This is a genomic window from Microbacterium mitrae (assembly GCF_008017445.1).
In the GTDB taxonomy this organism is placed as follows: Bacteria; Actinomycetota; Actinomycetes; order Actinomycetales; family Microbacteriaceae; genus Microbacterium; species Microbacterium mitrae.
This window is the reverse complement of the sequence record NZ_VRSW01000002.1, coordinates 406,314-423,475: the sequence shown is the minus strand read 5'-3', so window position 1 is coordinate 423,475 and position 17,162 is coordinate 406,314. Positions and strand designations below refer to the sequence as shown.

General features: G+C 63.7%; 13 protein-coding genes. 5 read left to right on the top strand and 8 right to left on the bottom strand.

The features are described from left to right. The first annotated feature begins 20 nt into the window (after positions 1-20). Entirely contained in the window at positions 21-176 is a 156-nt protein-coding gene (locus tag FVP60_RS13035) for a hypothetical protein (RefSeq protein ID WP_187240618.1), read from the top strand. 349 nt (positions 177-525) lie between these two features. Here FVP60_RS13035 and FVP60_RS08815 read toward each other — a convergent pair whose 3' ends face one another. Then, complete coding sequence (locus FVP60_RS08815; protein ID WP_147825887.1) at positions 526-957, bottom strand: DUF3040 domain-containing protein; 432 nt, start codon at positions 955-957, stop codon at positions 526-528. 69 nt (positions 958-1,026) lie between these two features. On the opposite strand from FVP60_RS08815, the gene FVP60_RS08810 reads away from it, so the two are divergent. Beyond that, positions 1,027-2,100: a polyprenyl synthetase family protein gene (locus FVP60_RS08810; protein WP_246132535.1), complete on the top strand. Its 1,074-nt coding sequence runs from the start codon at positions 1,027-1,029 to the stop codon at positions 2,098-2,100. A gap of 73 nt (positions 2,101-2,173) precedes the next feature. Here the strand turns inward: FVP60_RS08810 and FVP60_RS08805 are convergent, their stop codons facing one another. Next, positions 2,174-2,524: an Rv2175c family DNA-binding protein gene (locus FVP60_RS08805; protein ID WP_147825886.1), complete on the bottom strand. Its 351-nt coding sequence runs from the start codon at positions 2,522-2,524 to the stop codon at positions 2,174-2,176. Positions 2,525-2,624: 100 nt separating this feature from the next. On the opposite strand from FVP60_RS08805, the gene pknB reads away from it, so the two are divergent. Further along, positions 2,625-4,628, top strand: a complete 2,004-nt coding sequence (gene pknB, locus FVP60_RS08800) for a Stk1 family PASTA domain-containing Ser/Thr kinase (RefSeq protein ID WP_147825885.1) — start codon at positions 2,625-2,627, stop codon at positions 4,626-4,628. Between the two features lie 85 nt (positions 4,629-4,713). On the opposite strand, the gene FVP60_RS08795 is transcribed toward pknB, so the two are convergent. The 3 genes from FVP60_RS08795 to FVP60_RS08785 form a co-directional block, all read right to left on the bottom strand. After that, the gene (locus FVP60_RS08795) at positions 4,714-6,051 is read right to left on the bottom strand and encodes a class II 3-deoxy-7-phosphoheptulonate synthase (protein ID WP_147825884.1); all 1,338 of its coding nucleotides are present in this window, start codon (positions 6,049-6,051) and stop codon (positions 4,714-4,716) included. A gap of 76 nt (positions 6,052-6,127) precedes the next feature. Then, the gene (locus FVP60_RS08790; RefSeq protein ID WP_147825883.1) at positions 6,128-6,811 is read right to left on the bottom strand and encodes a lysophospholipid acyltransferase family protein; all 684 of its coding nucleotides are present in this window, start codon (positions 6,809-6,811) and stop codon (positions 6,128-6,130) included. After that, positions 6,811-7,746 (bottom strand): ROK family protein, encoded by a 936-nt coding sequence (locus FVP60_RS08785; RefSeq protein WP_147826021.1) that lies wholly within the window; start codon positions 7,744-7,746, stop codon positions 6,811-6,813. Before FVP60_RS08785 ends, FVP60_RS08790 begins: the two co-directional genes overlap by 1 nt. 251 nt (positions 7,747-7,997) lie before the next feature. Between FVP60_RS08785 and FVP60_RS08780 the strand changes: the two genes are divergently transcribed. After that, positions 7,998-9,824, top strand: a complete 1,827-nt coding sequence (locus FVP60_RS08780; protein ID WP_147825882.1) for an AMP-dependent synthetase/ligase — start codon at positions 7,998-8,000, stop codon at positions 9,822-9,824. 63 nt (positions 9,825-9,887) lie between these two features. Here the strand turns inward: FVP60_RS08780 and FVP60_RS08775 are convergent, their stop codons facing one another. The 3 genes from FVP60_RS08775 to FVP60_RS08765 are packed head-to-tail and all read right to left on the bottom strand — an operon-like array spanning position 9,888 to position 16,191. Next, positions 9,888-10,379, bottom strand: a complete 492-nt coding sequence (locus FVP60_RS08775) for a peptide deformylase (protein WP_147825881.1) — start codon at positions 10,377-10,379, stop codon at positions 9,888-9,890. Position 10,380: 1 nt separating this feature from the next. Next, positions 10,381-12,747 (bottom strand): MinD/ParA family ATP-binding protein, encoded by a 2,367-nt coding sequence (locus FVP60_RS08770; protein WP_246132534.1) that lies wholly within the window; start codon positions 12,745-12,747, stop codon positions 10,381-10,383. Between the two features lie 36 nt (positions 12,748-12,783). After that, positions 12,784-16,191 carry a pyruvate carboxylase gene (locus tag FVP60_RS08765; protein ID WP_147825880.1) on the bottom strand — a complete coding sequence of 1,136 codons (3,408 nt, stop codon included), beginning with the start codon at positions 16,189-16,191 and terminating at the stop codon, positions 12,784-12,786. Between the two features lie 72 nt (positions 16,192-16,263). On the opposite strand from FVP60_RS08765, the gene FVP60_RS08760 reads away from it, so the two are divergent. Next, positions 16,264-17,079, top strand: a complete 816-nt coding sequence (locus FVP60_RS08760) for a ParA family protein (RefSeq protein WP_147825879.1) — start codon at positions 16,264-16,266, stop codon at positions 17,077-17,079. Positions 17,080-17,162 lie beyond the last annotated feature (83 nt).

Below are 17,162 nucleotides of genomic sequence, written 5' to 3'. Positions count from 1 at the left end.
CCCGAAATACAATTCGACCGGTGGAGATCCGCGTAATGACGCGGAAGATTCCGGTGGAGGGAAATGGCGCGCCATGGTTCCGCTGCTTCCCTCGCGACCGCAACGTGGTTCCGTCCCGCGACAGCACCCTGGTTCCGCCCCGCGACCGCACCGTGGTTCCGTCCCGCGACCGCTAGTGGCGGGTCCTTCACCGCTCTCCCACGGTTCTGCAGGAAAAACATGCCGGAGCGAACCAAAAACAGCGGAAAAACGGGGCATCGCAGAAATTTTTCCTGCACAACCGTCGCGCAGTGCGTGCTGCGAGCGTCGCGGAACCTGCGAGCCGCGGGTTCGACGCCGGCGGAAGCCGGTGGACGGCGCGACGCGCGGGCCAACCCGGCGTCTCCGCAGGCTCTCGAAAAACGCGGGAGGAAAGTGGAGGAACCACCACAACCTCGCCACGAGCGATGGCGGCACGAAAAGCCCCCGCCGTGAGCGCACGAAAAAACCCCGCACCAGTTCGGTGCGGGGTTTTAGACGAAAGTCTTAGTCGGAGGGGTTCTGTCGGCGATCCCAGCGGTCGTTCATGCGATCCATGAAGCCGGACTGCTTGGTGTTGGGGCGAGGAGCGGAACCACGAGCTGCGCTGGGCGCGCTGGCGAACGAGTCGTCGAGGTGGGCGGGAATCTCAGTCTTCGCCGAGGGACGCACCGCGAAGACCACGCCAAAGAACATCAGCGCGAATCCGGCGAGGCCGACAATGATGCCGATGAACTGCGAAGAGCCCAGGCTCTGGAACATCGCAACGCCCGCAACCATCGCGCCGAGGCCGATGACCACGAAAACCGCGCCAAGCACCAGGTTGCGATAGTTCAGGGGCGCACCCGTGGGCGTCGCGCTCACAACGTCTGCGTCTGTGCGCAGCAGATTGCGCTCCATCTCATCGAGCATTCGCTGCTCTTGTTCTGAGAGTGGCATGCGGCCCCCCTTGGTCGATATCGAGTTCACCCCAGTTTATCCCGGAGGATCAACACTAGGCTAGGCCTCGTGAGCGACCCGATGCACGTTATGGAAGAAGTTTCTCAGCGACTCGGTAGATTCGTCGCCGATCAACGTGATGTTGCGGCGAGCACCGGCCCGATTGCACGCCAACTATTCGATGCCGCGGCCATGACTTTGACCGGTGGCAAGCGGCTTCGTGCCCAGTTTTGCCACACCGGTTGGGTCGCCGCGGGTGGCGAGCCGTACGCAGAAGAAGCGATAGCGGTCGCGAGCTCGCTGGAGATTTTTCAAGCCGCGGCTCTCGTGCATGACGATCTCATCGACCATTCCGATACCCGGCGGGGGCGCCCCGCCGCTCACCGCGCATTGGAAATCGCTCACCGCGACGCTGGCTGGAGCGGAAGCAGTGAAGATTTCGGTGTCTCCGGCGCCATTCTGCTCGGCGATCTCCTGGTCGCATGGAGCGATGACCTTCTCGAAGAAGCCGTCGCGGGCCATCTGCACGCGCCCCTGGTGCGCGCCGAGTACGGACGCATGCGGCGAGACGTGACCCTCGGACAGTTTCTCGATGTCGCCCAGGAGTCGGCGTGGGTGACGCAGCCCGAGGCGGAACACGCCGACCGCGCGCTCGAAATCGCCTCGCTGAAATCGGCGCGCTACAGCGTGGAACAGCCACTCATCATTGGCGCAGCTCTTGCGGGCGCGACGGAAGATCAGCGCTCAAGCCTTCGTGAATTCGGCCACCACATCGGCATCGCCTTCCAACTGCGTGATGACGTGTTGGGCGTTTTCGGCGACACCGCCGAAACCGGTAAGCCGGCGGGCGACGACATTCGCGAGGGCAAGCGCACTATCCTGGTCGCGTACACGCGCGAGCGGCTCTCCCCCGACGCCAAAGACCGGTTTGACGAGGCGCTCGGTGATCGGGATTTGTCGACCGACGAGGTGCATCACATTCAGCAGGAGATGCAGACCTCCGGAGCGCTCGATCGGGTCGAGAGCATCATTGAAGAAAACGCCACCGCAGCACTGGGTGTGCTCGCCACCGCGCCACTGCAGGAAGGCGCGCGTGAAGACCTCGCGCGCCTCGCCGAGGCCGCGATTCACCGCCGCGCCTAGACACTCTTCACAATCGCCCAGCGCGGGCCTTGCGAGCCGCAGCGTCCACGGCGCCCGCGGCGGCGAGGAGAGCCTAGATCAGCGTGCGTGCGATGCGCCGCACTTCAGACTTTCGTCCGGCGCGAAGCGACGCGATCGGAGCCTGCCCCATGAGCGGCTCGACATTCAGCAACCAGTCAATGGTCTCGTCATCTGAAAACCCGAGGTCTTTCAAGACGATGATGGTTCCGCGCAGCGACGACAGCGGCTCGCCGTCGACAATAAATACCGACGGAACCTTGAGCGCGCCGTGTCGACGGCTACCAATAAGAAAGTTCTCGTCAATCAGACGGCGGACGCGACCGACCGATTCGCCGAGAATCTCGACGAGGTCAGGAATCGCAAGCCAGTCAGTTTCAACAGGGGACGTGCTCTCTGCATTCACCCTCTCACTATGCCATCTCCGGCCTCGTGATGGCAGATTCTCGGCATTACATGGTGAGCCGTTGCCAAGTTCTCAGGGTTGCTCTTCGTAGACTCGATTCGTGAGCCCTACCCAGCCGAATGACCCGCTCATCGGGCGGCTTGTCGACGGCCGATACCGGGTACGCGCCCGGATCGCCCGCGGCGGTATGGCCACGGTATATGTCGCCACCGACCTTCGGTTGGAGCGGCGCGTCGCACTGAAGGTGATGCACGCGCACCTGAGCGATGACACTGTTTTTCAGGGGCGCTTCATTCAGGAAGCCCGTGCTGCCGCGCGCCTGGCCGACCCGCACGTTGTCAATGTGTTCGATCAGGGTCAAGATGGCGAGCTCGCCTACCTGGTGATGGAGTATCTGCCGGGTATCACGTTGCGCGAGCTTCTGAAAGACCAGCGGCGCCTCTCGATTGCCCAGACCATCACGGTGATGGACGCAACTCTCGCTGGCCTTGCTGCCGCGCACCGCGCCGATATTGTGCACCGCGACGTCAAGCCAGAAAACGTGCTGCTCGCCGAAGACGGTCGCATCAAGATCGGTGATTTCGGCCTGGCGCGTGCGACCACCGCCAACACCGCGAGCGGTGCGCAGCTGATGGGAACCATCGCCTACTTGGCGCCGGAGCTTGTGACTCGGGGCACTGCCGATGCTCGCAGCGACATCTATTCGGTCGGCATCATGCTCTACGAAATGCTCGCCGGCGAGCAGCCCTACCGCGGCGAGCAGCCGATGCAGATCGCGTTTCAGCACGCCACCGATTCGGTGCCACGCCCCAGCGCCAAAAACCCCGGGGTTCCAGAACAGCTCGACGAGCTGGTGCTGTGGGCGACCGAAAAAGAGCCAGACGCGCGCCCCCGCGATGCGCAGGTGATGTTGGATCGGCTGCGTGAGATTGAACGCGATCTCGGCATCGCGCCCGTCATCACGGAAGAAGAGGCTTTCACCAACCAAACCGTCATCCTTGATGAGTACGACACCGGCGGACACACGTCGGTGTTGCCAACGACCGGATCGATGGCGCTTGGCCTCAACGCAACCGGTCCGACCTCGCCTGCCGAGGCCGCGCCCGATAACGCCACCCGCTTGCGCCGCGTGGCGGTCAAGCGCCGACGCCGCAGCGTCATCGCGCTCGTGCTGATCATGGTGCTCGCGGTTGCCGCCGCCGGCGCCGGCTGGTACTTCGGTGCCGGCCCCGGCTCCAACGTCAAGGTTCCGGTTGTCGCTGGGGAAACCTTTGAAACGGCGAGCGTGCGGCTGGCAGATGCCAATCTTGAGGTGCAGCGAGCCGAGGCTCCCAGTCTCGAAGTTGCTGCTGGTTCCGTCATTTCGTCAGACCCGGGGGCCGGAACCTCGGTGAAGCCGGAGAGCGTCATCACGCTGACGGTGTCGACCGGTCCGCAGCAGGTGAGTGTGCCCTCGACGTTTGGGCAGACGCAGGAGTCGCTCACCGCCACGTTGAAAGAGCTCGGAATTGAGCTGCCCGCAGAGCGAATTCAAACCGAGTACAGCGCGGAAAAGCCCGCAGGCGAAGTGATCTGGATGGTCATCTACCCGCGCGGTGGCGGCGAGAATGACTACTTCCAATGCGGCGACACGTGCACCGCATATGCCGGTGACACCGCACGAATTTGGGTTTCGCTCGGCCCGGTCGTTGACCTGGTCTCGACTCCGACCAGCCTCGATGATGCCCGCAAGGCAATCGAAGCTCAACAAATGACCGTCGGAACCGTCACGGAGGAATACTCGAACGACGTCGCCAGCGGCAACGTGATGGCGATGTCCAACAACCAGGAAGACGGCATCTACCGCCCTGGCGCCGAGGTGAACCTCACGGTGTCGATCGGCCCGCGCCCGATCGCGCTGCCCGATGTCATCGGTGAGTCGCGAACCGACGCCGAGGCGATCTTGCTCAATGCTGGCTTCAACGTCGACTATGCCGAGATCAGCATCATCAGCGGCGACTTCCTCGAAGTCACCGAGATGCGAGTCAATGGCAAGTCCGTGTCGGCCGGTGACGAATTCCTGCCCGGAACGACGGTCTATCTTCAGGTGAAGCTCGTCATCTGACCGGGCGCGGACGTTCTGCGGATGCAGCCGCAACACATATGAGTATGGCCCCGTCTCGACGGGGCCATACTCATAGATTCCTGCGCTAGCGCGGGCGCTTCTCGAGCTCTTCGGCGACGAGGAAGGCAAGTTCCAGCGACTGCATGTGGTTCAGGCGCGGGTCGCACAGCGACTCGTAACGCGTCGCCAGCGATGCCTCGTCGAGGTGCTCGGAACCACCGAGGCATTCGGTGACGTCATCTCCGGTGAGTTCAACGTGGATACCGCCGGGGTGCGTGCCAACCGCGCGGTGCGCCTCGAAGAAGCCGCGCACCTCATCAACCACATCGTCGAAGCGACGGGTCTTGTAGCCGTTCGGGGTGGTGATGCCGTTGCCGTGCATCGGGTCAGTCACCCACAGCGGGGTCGCGCCCGAGGCCTTGACGGCCTCCAGCAGCGGCGGCAGAGCGTCGCGAATCTTGCCTGCGCCCATGCGGGTGATGAAGGTCAAACGACCGGGCTCACGCTCCGGGTCAAGCTTGTCGATCAGCGCAAGCGCCGTCTCCGCCGTTGTCGTTGGGCCGAGCTTCACACCAATGGGGTTACGAATCTTAGAGAAGTAGTCGACGTGTGCGCCATCGAGCTCACGCGTACGCTCACCGATCCACTGGAAGTGACCCGAGGTGTTGTACGGCGTTCCGGTGCGCGAGTCGATGCGCGTCATGGGGCGCTCGTAGTCCATCAGCAGGCCCTCGTGGCCGGTGTAGAACTCGACGTTGCGCAACTCATCGAAGTCTGCGCCAGCAGCCTCCATGAACTTGATGGCGCGATCGATCTCAGCGGCGAGGCGCTCGTAGCGCTGGTTTGCCGGGTTGGCGGCGAAGCCCTGGTTCCAACGGTGCACTTCGCGCAGGTCGGCAAAACCACCCTGCGTGAACGCGCGAATCAGGTTCAGCGTGGAGGCCGCCATGTGGTAGCCCTGCAGCAGTCGTTCCGGGTCGGCGGTGCGGGAGGCCTCGGTGAAGTCGTAGCCGTTCACAATGTCGCCGCGGTAGGCGGGCAACGTGACATCACCACGCGTTTCAAAGTCGCTAGAGCGGGGCTTGGCGAACTGACCGGCCATGCGGCCCATCTTGATGACCGGCATCGATGCGCCGTAGGTCAGCACGACGGCCATCTGCAGCAGCGTCTTGATGCGGTTGCGAATGTTGTCAGCGTTGGCGCCGGCGAACGTTTCGGCGCAGTCGCCACCCTGCAGCAAGAAGGCGTTGCCTGATGCTGCGGCTGCGAGGCGCTCGCGCAACTTGTCTACCTCACCGGCAAACACCAGCGGAGGAAATGCCGCCAACTTGCGCGATGCTTCCGCCACCTTCTCGGCGTCAGGCCAGTGCGGCTGTTGCTTGATAGGAAGTGAACGCCAGGAATCGAGGTCTACTGCGGGCATGGTTCCATCCTACGGTGGTGACCGGGGCGCGCGGCCCTGTGTGACGCGGCGCCACACGGCCGGGCGTGGCGTGAATCTAGCTGGCCTTCAGGCGGTCTTTCACCGTTGACGCATACACGTCTTCATACTTCTGATCGCCCAGCTGCTGCAGGGCCACCATGATTTCATCGGTCACGCTTCGCAGGATGTATCGGTCAGACTCCATTCCCTCAAAGCGGGAGAAGTCAAGGGGCTCACCAATCACCACGCCGACGCGCACAACGCGGGGCATGCGCTGACCAATCGGCATCATGGTGTCGGTGTCGACCATGATGACCGGAATCACCGGAACCTTCGCCTCCAACGCCATACGCGCGATGCCCGTGCGACCGCGGTACAGCGTTCCGTCTGGGCTACGCGTTCCTTCGGGGTAAATTCCCAACAGGTCGCCGCGCCCCAACACACGCAGACCGGTGTTGAGTGACGCCTCCGATGCCTTGCCGCCGGAGCGGTCGATGGGTAGTTGGCCCGTTCCCTTGAAGAACAGCTTCGTCATGAAGCCCTTGATGCCCTTGCCCGTGAAGTAATCGCTCTTGGCGAGAAAGCTGACCGGGCGATCGATCATGAGGGGCAGAAAGATAGAGTCGGCGAACGACAGGTGGTTGGAGGCGAGAATTGCACCACCTGACACCGGAATGTTTCGGCGTCCGACAACCCACGGCCGCCAAATTGCCTTGACGATAGGCCCGATGAAGATGTACTTCATCATCCAATAGAACATCAGCTGGTCTCCGCTCGGGCTAGGTCGCCCGCTCCGATCACGCCGGCGTCATTGACGAGCTGCGCGATTTGGAACATGTCATCGACCGGCTTTTGATGCATCGGGCTGTGCACCAAGAACGCTTCGCGCAGGGGCGAGAGCACCAGTTCGCCGAGCGCCGCAACGCCACCGCCGATGACGTAGCGCTGTGGTTCCAAAATGGCGTGGAATGAGCCGCAAGCCTCCCCCAACGCTGCTGAGACGGAACGCACGGCCTCAAGCGCTCCACGATCTCCTGCCAGGGCGAGTTCGGAAATCGCGTGGCCGGCAATCTCGCCGTCGCGGGCACGACGCTCCGCAAGCATGACGCCGATTCCGCCGGCGTCGGCCAGATCGTTCGCCACGCGTTGCAGCGCACGCCCAGACGCATACTGCTCGATGCAACCGCGCTGGCCACAACCGCAAAGCAGCCCGCCGCGCTCGAAACGTACGTGGCCGAGTTCGGCACCCATGCCGGTGGCGCCGCGGTGCAAAACGCCGTCAGAGACGACGGCGCCGCCGATGCCTGTTCCCATGGTGAGCATCACCATGTTGCGAACGTCCCGTCCGGCGCCAAAGCGGTATTCGGCCCACCCCGCCGCGTTGGCGTCGTTTTCCAGCACCATGGGGAGATCGATCTCGCTCTGCACGCGCTCGCGCAACGGCTCATCGCGCCAGGCAATGTTTGGGCTGGAGATAGTTCCGGCTTCGTGGTCGACAAAACCCGCGGCTGCAACGCCCACGGCCGAGACCTCGGCGTCGGCGCTGAGCTCGTGCACCAGGTGCACCACGGCCGCAACAATCGCATCCGATGACGGCGAGGTCGCAACGCGCGTCGGGCGATGAAGGGATCCGTCTTCGGCGACGAGACCCGCCGCGATCTTGGTTCCGCCGATGTCGATGCCGATCGTGAACACAACGCCCTTTCTCGTCCCCGACACTCGCGGGAGCCATAGAAGTCTAGCGATCCCGAGTACCGGTGTGAGGAGATGTCGCGGGTGTCACCCCGACCGAAAACGTGAAATCGAGAACCGTCAGGTGCGGACGTGAGCGCGAATCGTACTGAGTTTCAAAAATCGTCGGACTCAGTTTCAGCGCCGCATGCTCTTTCTGCCATAGACTCGATCGAGCACATCTGCCCGACACGTCCGGTACCGAAGGAGTTGCCGTGGTCCAGTTCGAAGTTCCTGCTATCGTCCCCGCCGATCCGCAGGCGAACATCACTGATCTACTCGTCGAACGCGTAAAAAAGACGCCGAACCGAGTTCTATTTAGCGTTCCCGACGGCGATGGCTGGCGAGACATCACCGCCTCCGAGTTCGAGCAGCAGGTTATTGCGCTCGCCAAGGGTTTCATCGCAAACGGCATTGAGCCCGGCGACAAGGTTGGTTTCGCCGCACGCACCACGTACGAGTGGACGCTGGTCGATTTTGCCCTGTTCTACGCCGGCGCGGTGATGGTTCCGATTTACGAAACCAGCTCGCCCGCTCAGATCCAGTGGAACCTCGAAGACTCCGGCGCCGTTGCCGTGATTCTCGAGTCGCCTGAGCACTTCGCGCGCTTCGAAGAGGTGCGCGGTGACCTGCCCCTGATCCGTAAGACGTGGCAGATGCACCTCGGCGACCTCGCAAAGCTCGTCGAAGAGGGCAAGGGCGTCGATGACGCTGAGGTTGAGCGCCGCCGCACCATCGCCAACGGCGAAGACATTGCGACGCTGATCTACACCTCGGGCTCGACCGGCAAGCCGAAGGGCTGCGTGCTGACCCACGCAAACTTCGTTGAGCTGTCGCGCAACGCCGCCAAGTCGCTCGCTGAGGTGCTGGAGATGCCCGGCGCATCGACCGTGCTGTTCATCACGACGGCCCATGTTTTCGCGCGCTTTATCTCGATCCTCACGATTCACTCCGGCGTTCGCACCGGCCACGAGCCCAACACGAAGAACCTGCTTCCGGCTCTCGGCTCGTTCAAGCCGACATTCTTGCTCGCCGTGCCCCGCGTCTTCGAGAAGGTGTACAACTCGGCAGAGCAGAAGGCCGAGGCTGGCGGCAAGGGCAAGATCTTCCGCTCCGCCGCCGCGGCAGCTATCGAGCACTCCACGCTGCTGCAGGAGGGCAAGAAGATTCCGCTTGGTCTCAAGATCAAGTTCGCGGTGTTCGACAAGCTCGTCTACAGCAAGCTGCGCGCCGCCATGGGTGGCAACATCGCGTACGCCGTCTCTGGTTCCGCACCTCTCGGCGCCCGCCTCGGACACTTCTTCCACAGCCTCGGAATCACGATTCTCGAGGGCTACGGCCTGACCGAGACGACGGCTCCGGCCACCGTTAACCAGGCGCGCAAGTCGAAGATCGGAACCGTTGGTCCGGTTCTGCCCGGAGTTGGCGTTCGCCTGAGCGAAGACAACGAGATCGAGGTTCGCGGCGTCAACGTCTTCAAGGAGTACTGGCGTAACCCCGAGGCAACCGCCGCCGCGTTTAACGACGGCTGGTTCAAGACGGGCGACCTCGGATCGTTCGACAGCGAGGGCTTCTTGACGATCACCGGTCGCAAGAAGGAGATTTTGGTCACCGCTGGTGGCAAGAACGTCTCCCCCGCAGCTCTCGAAGACCCGATCCGCGCGAACCCGATTGTTGGCCAGGTTGTGGTTGTTGGTGACCAGCGCCCGTTCATCGCGGCACTGATCACGCTTGACCCGGAGATGCTTCCCACGTGGCTCGAGAACAACGGACTGAACGCGAAGATGTCTCTCGCCGAGGCTGCAACGAACGCGACCGTTCGTGCCGAGGTGCAGCGTGCAATTGACCGCGCGAACAAGACCGTCTCGCGTGCCGAGTCGATCCGCAAGTTCGTGATTCTGCCGACGGAGTGGACAGAGGCATCTGGCCACCTGACGCCGAAGATGTCGATCAAGCGTCACGTCATCACGACCGACTTTGCCGACGACATTGAGGCTCTGTACTCCGAGCCCGTCGCGACGATCAACGTCTCGATCGGCTAACAACCCGATGAGGAGGGGCCCCGGATCTTCGGATCCGGGGCCCCTCCTCATCGGATTCAGGTGTTAGAACCAGGAGCTTTCGCGCACCTGCTTCATGGCGACCTTTCGATCTTCCGGCGTGAGCCGACGCAAATAGACCATGCCATCGAGGTGATCGGTCTCGTGTTGCAGTGCCTGTGCCATCAGCCCCGTGCCTTCAAGCACGACGCGATTGCCGTCAAGATCAATGCCCTCAACACGTGCGTAGTCACTGCGCAGGGCGTCATGCCAGAGCCCGGGAACGGAGAGGCATCCCTCCCCCGTCGGCTGTGGCTCGCCGCGCAGCTCGACGATGCGAGGGTTCAGCACGTAGCCAATGTCGCCGTCGATGTTGTAGCTGAACGCGCGCAGGTTCACGCCGATCTGTGGTGCGGCAACGCCGGCGCGGCCCGGCAGCTTCACGGTATCGAGAAGGTCTTGCACGAGAGCACGCACGCCATCGTCGATATCGATGATTTCGGCGCTCGGGGTTGTCAGTACCGGGTCTCCGTAGAGACGGATCTCGCGTACGGCCATGTTAGTTGGCGGGCTTGCGCAGAGCGTCGATCACCTTCGCGGCAAGTGCACGTGCGGCGTCTCGGGTCTCGGGCTGCAGATCACGGAACGAGATTGCGCTGCCGGTGGCAATCATGGCGTCGTATGGAACGCTAATGACGTCGCGTACGCGCGTGCGGAAGTGGGACTCCAACTCGTTGCGATGCACGAGCGGGCGACCGACCGATGCCTGGTTGAGCACCACAATGGCGTTCTGTGCCTGCTCTGCGTAACCGTTGGTCTCAAGCCATGTCAGCGTTTCAGACGCGAGCTTCGCCTCGTCAACGCTGAGTCCGGCAACAATGATGAGCTGATCGGCGAGGTCGAGCGTTGCCCCCATGACGGAGTGCACGATGCCGGTTCCGGTGTCGGTCAGCACCAGCGAGTAGTAGCGAGCGGTGACATCAGCGACGGCCCGATAGTCTTCGTCGCTGAAAGCCTCAGAAACCCGGGGGTCGGAGTCGCTCGCCAGCACGTCGAGGCGCGTTTCGTCACGTGCCACGATGTCGGAGATGTCGTTGTAGCCGCGAATGTCGTCGCGGGCGCGGACCAGATCACGCACGGTCTTGCTGGTCGGGCGCGCAATGCGCTCGGCCAGGGTGCCGCGGTCGGGGTTGGCGTCGACGGCGATGACACGGTCGTCGCGCGCGTCGGCGAGCGCCATGCCCAAGAGCGCCGTGACGGTGGTCTTGCCAACGCCACCCTTGCGGCTGAGCACCGGAACGAATCGGCTGCCGCCCGTGAGCGGTGCCGCAATCTGGGCGGTGAGCGCCTTGCGGGCGCGAGCGCGCTTGCTGTCACCCAGGTTGATGCGCTTGCCCGTCACGGAGTACACCAGGTGGCGCCAGGCGCCCTCGGGCTCGGGCTTCGTCAACTGCGAGCGGTCAAGGAGACGATCTGCCGTGAGCAGGTCGCTCGTCTCGCGCGCCGACGAGCTCAGGTCATCGAGCCGCTTGGAAGTCATCGGAATCTCCTGACGGGTCTTCACCCGCTCCAGATCACGCGGGTCACGCTTTGCCGTCGGCGCAGCTTCACCAGTCACAGTGGTTTCCTCTTCCATTTCGTTTGTCTCGACGGTCTGCGCAGATTCTGCGTCTGCCGTGAAAATCTCATCTCCCTCGGCGTCAACCTCGTCGATCTCGGCTTCGGCTTCGGCTTCGGCTTCGGCTTCGGCTTCGGCGAGTTCATCGAGTTCGTCTTCAACGATCTCGTCTTCGACCTCGCCATCAGCCTCGTCGCCGTCTTCGTCGCCATCTTCGAGCAACGCGGCGGCGGCCTCTTCTGCGGCCAACCGGGCGGCTTGTTCTTCTTCGTCGGCGAGGCGCGCGGCCTCCGCCGCGGCCTCCTCTTCGGCGAGTCGAGCGGCCTCGGCCTCTTCCTCGGCCAAACGAGCGACCTCGGCCTCTTCGGCGAGGCGGGCGGCCTCGGCTTCTTCGGCGGCCAGGCGAACAGCCGCGGCCTCTTCGGCGGCGACACGGGCAGCTTCGGCCTCTTCGGCGGCGACACGCTCGGCCTCGGCCTCTTCCGCGGCCACACGAGCCGCCTCGGCCACTTCCGCGGCAAGCCGCTCAGCCTCAGCTTGCTCTTCGGCAGCCACTCGAGCAGCTTCGGCCTCCGCCTCGGCCAGGCGGACAGCCTCTGCGGCTGCCTCTTGCTCGGCGACGCGGGCAGCTTCTTCCTCGGCGACGCGGGCGGCTTCAGCCTGTGCCTCGGCCACGCGGGTAGCCTCAGCCGCTTCTTCCGCGGCCACGCGGGCAGCTTCTTCCTCGGCCACGCGGGCAGCCTCAGCCTCTTCCGCGGCCAACCGTTCCGCCTCGGCAGCTTCTTCATCAGCGATGTCGCCGTCGGTCTCCGCGTCGTAACCCGAGTCGGTGTCTTCCAACTCGGCAATAACGACGTCTTCGGTCTCTTCTTCAGCGTCAGAGTCGGCAGACGGTTCCGCGTTCTTGCGCTTGCCGAGTCGAACCTTCGACTTTGCTGCTGGTTCCGGCGCGATCATTTCTGGCGCGACCACGTCAGCGGCCGGCTCGTGGGTGATCGCCGTGTCGGCTTCTGCGTCGTCAATTGAAACGGTGGTTTCGATGATGACGTCTGCGGCGTCAGAAGCCGACACGGGTGCGATTTCGGGGTTGAGAAGTGCGTCAAACAGCAGGTGCACATCGTCCGTGTCGTCGTCAACGAGATCGTCGTCGTCATCCGCGGCGGCACCGGGCAAAATCACACTGATTTGCGCGGTGTTTCCGCCGAGGAATCCGAGCGACGATGTGTCGCTGCTGGACTCCGCGAGGACCCCGTTTTCCGGTTCCTCGATGGAATCCATGTTGTTGCGATCAGACGGCACTACGTTCACACTCCTGTTGCTGCGAGATTTCTCGCCCGCCCTAGGCTAATGCGCTGGGCGCACTACGACCAAAAGATCGCCAGCCTCCACCTGCTGCGTCGTCGCGATAGCGATGCGCTCCACGACACCCGCGGTGGGCGCCGTGATTGCGGCCTCCATCTTCATGGCTTCAATCGATGCCACCGGCTGGCCCGCCTCAACCTTGTCGCCGACGGCGGCCTTGATGGTGACGACGCCCGAGAAGGGAGCGGCCACCTGACCCGGCTTGGAGGTATCGGCCTTCTCAGCCTCGCGTGCCTCGACCTCAATGCTGCGGTCACGAACGAACACCGGACGAAGTTGACCGTTGAGTGTGGTCATCACCGTGCGCATGCCCTTGGCATCGGGGGCGCCGATAGCCTCGAGGCCGAAGTACAGCCGCACGCCGCGGTCCAGGTCGATGGCGTGCTCGGAACCTTCGGCAAGGCCGTAGAGGTAGTCAGCGGTGTCGAGCTTCGACAGGTCGCCATACTTCTCGCGAACCTCGGCGAAAATCTTCGTCGGCGCCGGGAAAAGCAGCTCGTTCAGCATGGTGCGCCGCGTAGCCGAGTCGGCGTTCAGGGCTGCCGATTGCTCGTCGGTCAGCTCCGTTAGCGACGACTTGATCTCGCGGCCAGCGAGCACCTTCGAGCGGAACGGCTCCGGCCAACCACCCGGCAGATCGCCGAGTTCGCCAGCCATGAAGCTGACTACTGAGTCGGGCACATCGTACTTCTCAGGATTCGCCTCGAAGTCAGCCGGATCTGCCTTCACAGCAGCCAGGTACAGTGCCAGGTCGCCAACCACCTTGGATGACGGCGTCACCTTGGGCACGCGGCCCAGAATGCGGTCGGACGCGGCGTACATGTCTTCGATGAGTTCGAAATCATCGGCAAGGCCGAGGGCGATCGCCTGCTGACGCAGGTTGGAGAGCTGTCCACCCGGAATTTCGTGGTGATACACCCGACCCGTGGGGCCCGGAAGCCCCGACTCGAACGGCCGGTACATGTGGCGTACGGCCTCCCAGTAGGGTTCGAGGTCAGACACGGCATCCAGGTCGAGCCCGGTGTCGCGCTCGGTGTGCGACAGCGCCGCAACCAGCGCCGACAGCGACGGCTGACTCGTGGTTCCGCTCATCGGTGCCGAGGCCGCATCGACCGCGTCGGCGCCAGCCGCTGCGGCTGCCAACAGGGTGGCCAGCTGGCCTCCCGGGGTGTCGTGGGTGTGCACGTGCACGGGCAGGTCAAAGCGCTCACGCAGCGCCGTCACAAGCTTGGAGGCGGCGCCGGGGCGCAGCAACCCTGCCATGTCTTTAATGGCCAGCACGTGAGCGCCTGCTTCGACCATCTGCTCGGCAAGGCGCAGGTAGTAGTCCAGCGTGTACAGCGTCTCGCCCGGGTTCAGCAGGTCACCGGTGTAGCAGAGCGCGGCCTCGGCAATGGCCGTGTTGGTGGTGAGCACCGACTCGATCGCGGGCCGCATCTGGTTGACATCGTTGAGGGCATCGAAGATGCGGAAGATATCGACACCGGTTGAGGCCGCCTCAGCAACAAACGCGTCGGTAACCTCTGTCGGGTACGGCGTATAGCCCACCGTGTTGCGTCCGCGCAGCAGCATCTGGATGTTGATATTCGGAAGCGCCTCGCGAAGCGCAGCCAGGCGCTCCCACGGGTCTTCACCGAGGAATCGCAGCGCAACGTCATAGGTTGCACCACCCCAGGCCTCAACCGACAACAGCTGCGGCAGCAGCCGAGCCTCATACGGAGCCACCGTCAGCAGGTCTTTGGTGCGCACCCGGGTCGCCAGCAGCGACTGGTGGGCATCACGGAACGTCGTGTCGGTGACGGCCAGCGCCTTCTGCTCGCGCAGGGCCGTTGCGAACGCCGCGGGGCCCAGCTCCAGCAGCTTCTGGCGTGAACCGTTCGGTGCCGGCGTCTTCAGGTCAACGGACGGCAGTTTCGCGGCCGGAGCCACACCAATGGGCGCCTCGCCGTTCGGCTTGTTGACGGTGACGTCAACGAGCCAGTTGAGCACCTTCGATCCGCGGTCCTTTGACTCACGGCCCTGCAGCAGCTGCGGACGCTCATCAATGAACGACGTCGACAGGTTGCCGTTAAGGAAGTCTTCGTCTTCGAGCACGGCCTGCAAGAACGGGATGTTGGTAGAAACGCCACGAATGCGGAACTCCGCCAGGGCGCGGCGCGCGCGCGAGGCGGCAGCGCGGAAGTCACGCCCGCGGCACGTGAGCTTAGACAGCATCGAGTCAAAGTGCGGGCTGATCTGCGAGCCCGCAGCCGTGGTTCCGCCATCCAAACGGATGCCGGCGCCACCCGGCGAGCGGTACGTCGTGATCTTGCCCGTGTCGGGGCGGAACCCCTGGGTGGGGTCTTCGGTGGTGATGCGGCACTGCAGGGCGGCACCACGCAGGTGAATGTCTTCTTGACGAAGCCCGAGATCATCGAGCGTCACACCCGCGGCAATGCGAATCTGCGACTGCACCAGGTCAACGTCTGTGACCTCCTCGGTCACCGTGTGCTCCACCTGAATGCGGGGGTTCATCTCAATGAAGACGACCTCGCCGGTACGCGGGCCGGCCGTCTCCAGCAAGAACTCGACGGTTCCGGCGTTGATGTAGCCGATCGACTCGGCAAAAGCGACCGCATAGCGGTGCAGGTCTTGACGAATATTCTCGTCGAGGTTGGGCGCCGGGGCGATCTCGATGACCTTCTGGTGGCGACGCTGCACCGAGCAGTCACGCTCGAACAGGTGAACCGTGTTGCCGTGCGCGTCGGCGAGAATCTGAACCTCAACGTGGCGCGGGCGAAGCACCGCCTGCTCCAAGAACATGCGCGGGTCACCAAAGGCACTACCGGCCTCACGCATGGCCTCGGCAAGGGCTGGAGCCAGCTCGCCCTTCGTCTCGACGCGCCGCATGCCGCGACCGCCGCCGCCGGCGACCGCCTTCGCAAACAGCGGGAATCCGATCTCGTCTGCCTGCGCCACCAGCGCGTCGACATCGTCAGATGCAGGGGTCGAGCGCAGCACCGGAACGCCCGCCGCGATGGCGTGTTCCTTCGCTGTCACCTTGTTGCCAGCCATTTCCAGCACATTCGCAGGAGGGCCAATAAAGGTGATTCCGTTGGCCGCCGCCTTGGCAGCCAATTCGGGGTTTTCAGACAAGAATCCGTACCCCGGGTAGATGGCATCTGCCCCGCTCTCCAGAGCCACCCGAATAATCTCGTCCACATCGAGATAAGCACGCACAGGGTGCCCAACTTCGCCGATCTGGTAGGCCTCGTCCGCCTTCAGACGGTGCAGGGAGAAGCGGTCTTCGTATGGAAACACAGCCACGGTTCGTGCGCCGGCTTCGAAGGCAGCGCGAAAAGCACGAATCGCGATTTCACCGCGGTTTGCGACGAGGATCTTGGAGAACATGGCACCTCGGACTTCCGTTTTGGAGCGGGGGAAATAGCATCCCCAGCCTAGGGGAAGGTAACGTGGTTGATTGTGCACGTACTATCTGTCAGCTCTCTCAAGGGCGGCGTCGGCAAGACGACCGTAACCCTGGGTCTGGCGTCGGCCGCATTTGCCCGAGGAATCCGGACGCTTGTTGTCGACCTCGACCCCCAGTCCGACGTTTCGACCGGCCTTGACATTCAGGTCGCCGGCCGCCTGAACATCGCGGATGTTCTCGCCAACCCCAAGGAGAAGGTGGTTCGCCAGGCGATCACCAGCTCGGGTTGGGCGAAGGTACACCCCGGAACCATTGACGTTCTGATCGGTAGCCCCTCGGCAATCAACTTCGACGGCCCGCACCCGAGCGTGCGCGACGTGTGGAAGTTGGAGGAGGCACTCGCCACGATCGAGGCCGACTACGACCTCGTTCTTATCGACTGTGCGCCATCGCTCAACGCGCTCACGCGCACCGCGTGGGCCGCATCTGACCGTGTCGTTGTTGTGACGGAACCAGGGCTTTTCTCGGTTGCCGCCGCTGACCGCGCCCTGCGCGCGATCGAAGAGATTCGTCGCGGCCTCTCCCCTCGCCTGCAGCCGTTGGGCATTGTGGTCAACCGCGTGCGCCCGCAGTCGATCGAGCACCAGTTCCGCATCAAGGAACTGCGAGACATGTTCGGCCCGCTGGTGCTGTCACCGCAGTTGCCAGAGCGCACCTCGTTGCAGCAGGCTCAGGGTGCCGCGAAGCCGCTGCACATCTGGCCCGGCGATTCCGCACAGGAGCTTGCCGCCGACTTCGATGCGCTGCTTGACCGCATCATCCGTGCCGGCCGCATTCCGGTCGCTAACGACGCGCCCACCGGCCCGTAGGTTCCGCACCGCTTCAGGCGCTGATTGTCGCGCCCGCGACGCGTGCCTCACGGCCCCGTTTCAGTGATTGTGACGATTCGGTC

Bases quoted from the DNA above. Each gene is read 5' to 3' on its own strand.
- FVP60_RS08790 (WP_147825883.1), bottom strand. From the start codon at position 6,811: ATGTTCTATTGGATGATGAAGTACATCTTCATCGGGCCTATCGTCAAG.
- FVP60_RS08795 (WP_147825884.1), bottom strand. From the start codon at position 6,051: ATGCCCGCAGTAGACCTCGATTCCTGGCGTTCACTTCCTATCAAGCAA.
- FVP60_RS08775 (WP_147825881.1), bottom strand. From the start codon at position 10,379: ATGGCCGTACGCGAGATCCGTCTCTACGGAGACCCGGTACTGACAACC.
- FVP60_RS08765 (WP_147825880.1), bottom strand. From the start codon at position 16,191: ATGTTCTCCAAGATCCTCGTCGCAAACCGCGGTGAAATCGCGATTCGT.
- FVP60_RS08815 (WP_147825887.1), bottom strand. From the start codon at position 957: ATGCCACTCTCAGAACAAGAGCAGCGAATGCTCGATGAGATGGAGCGC.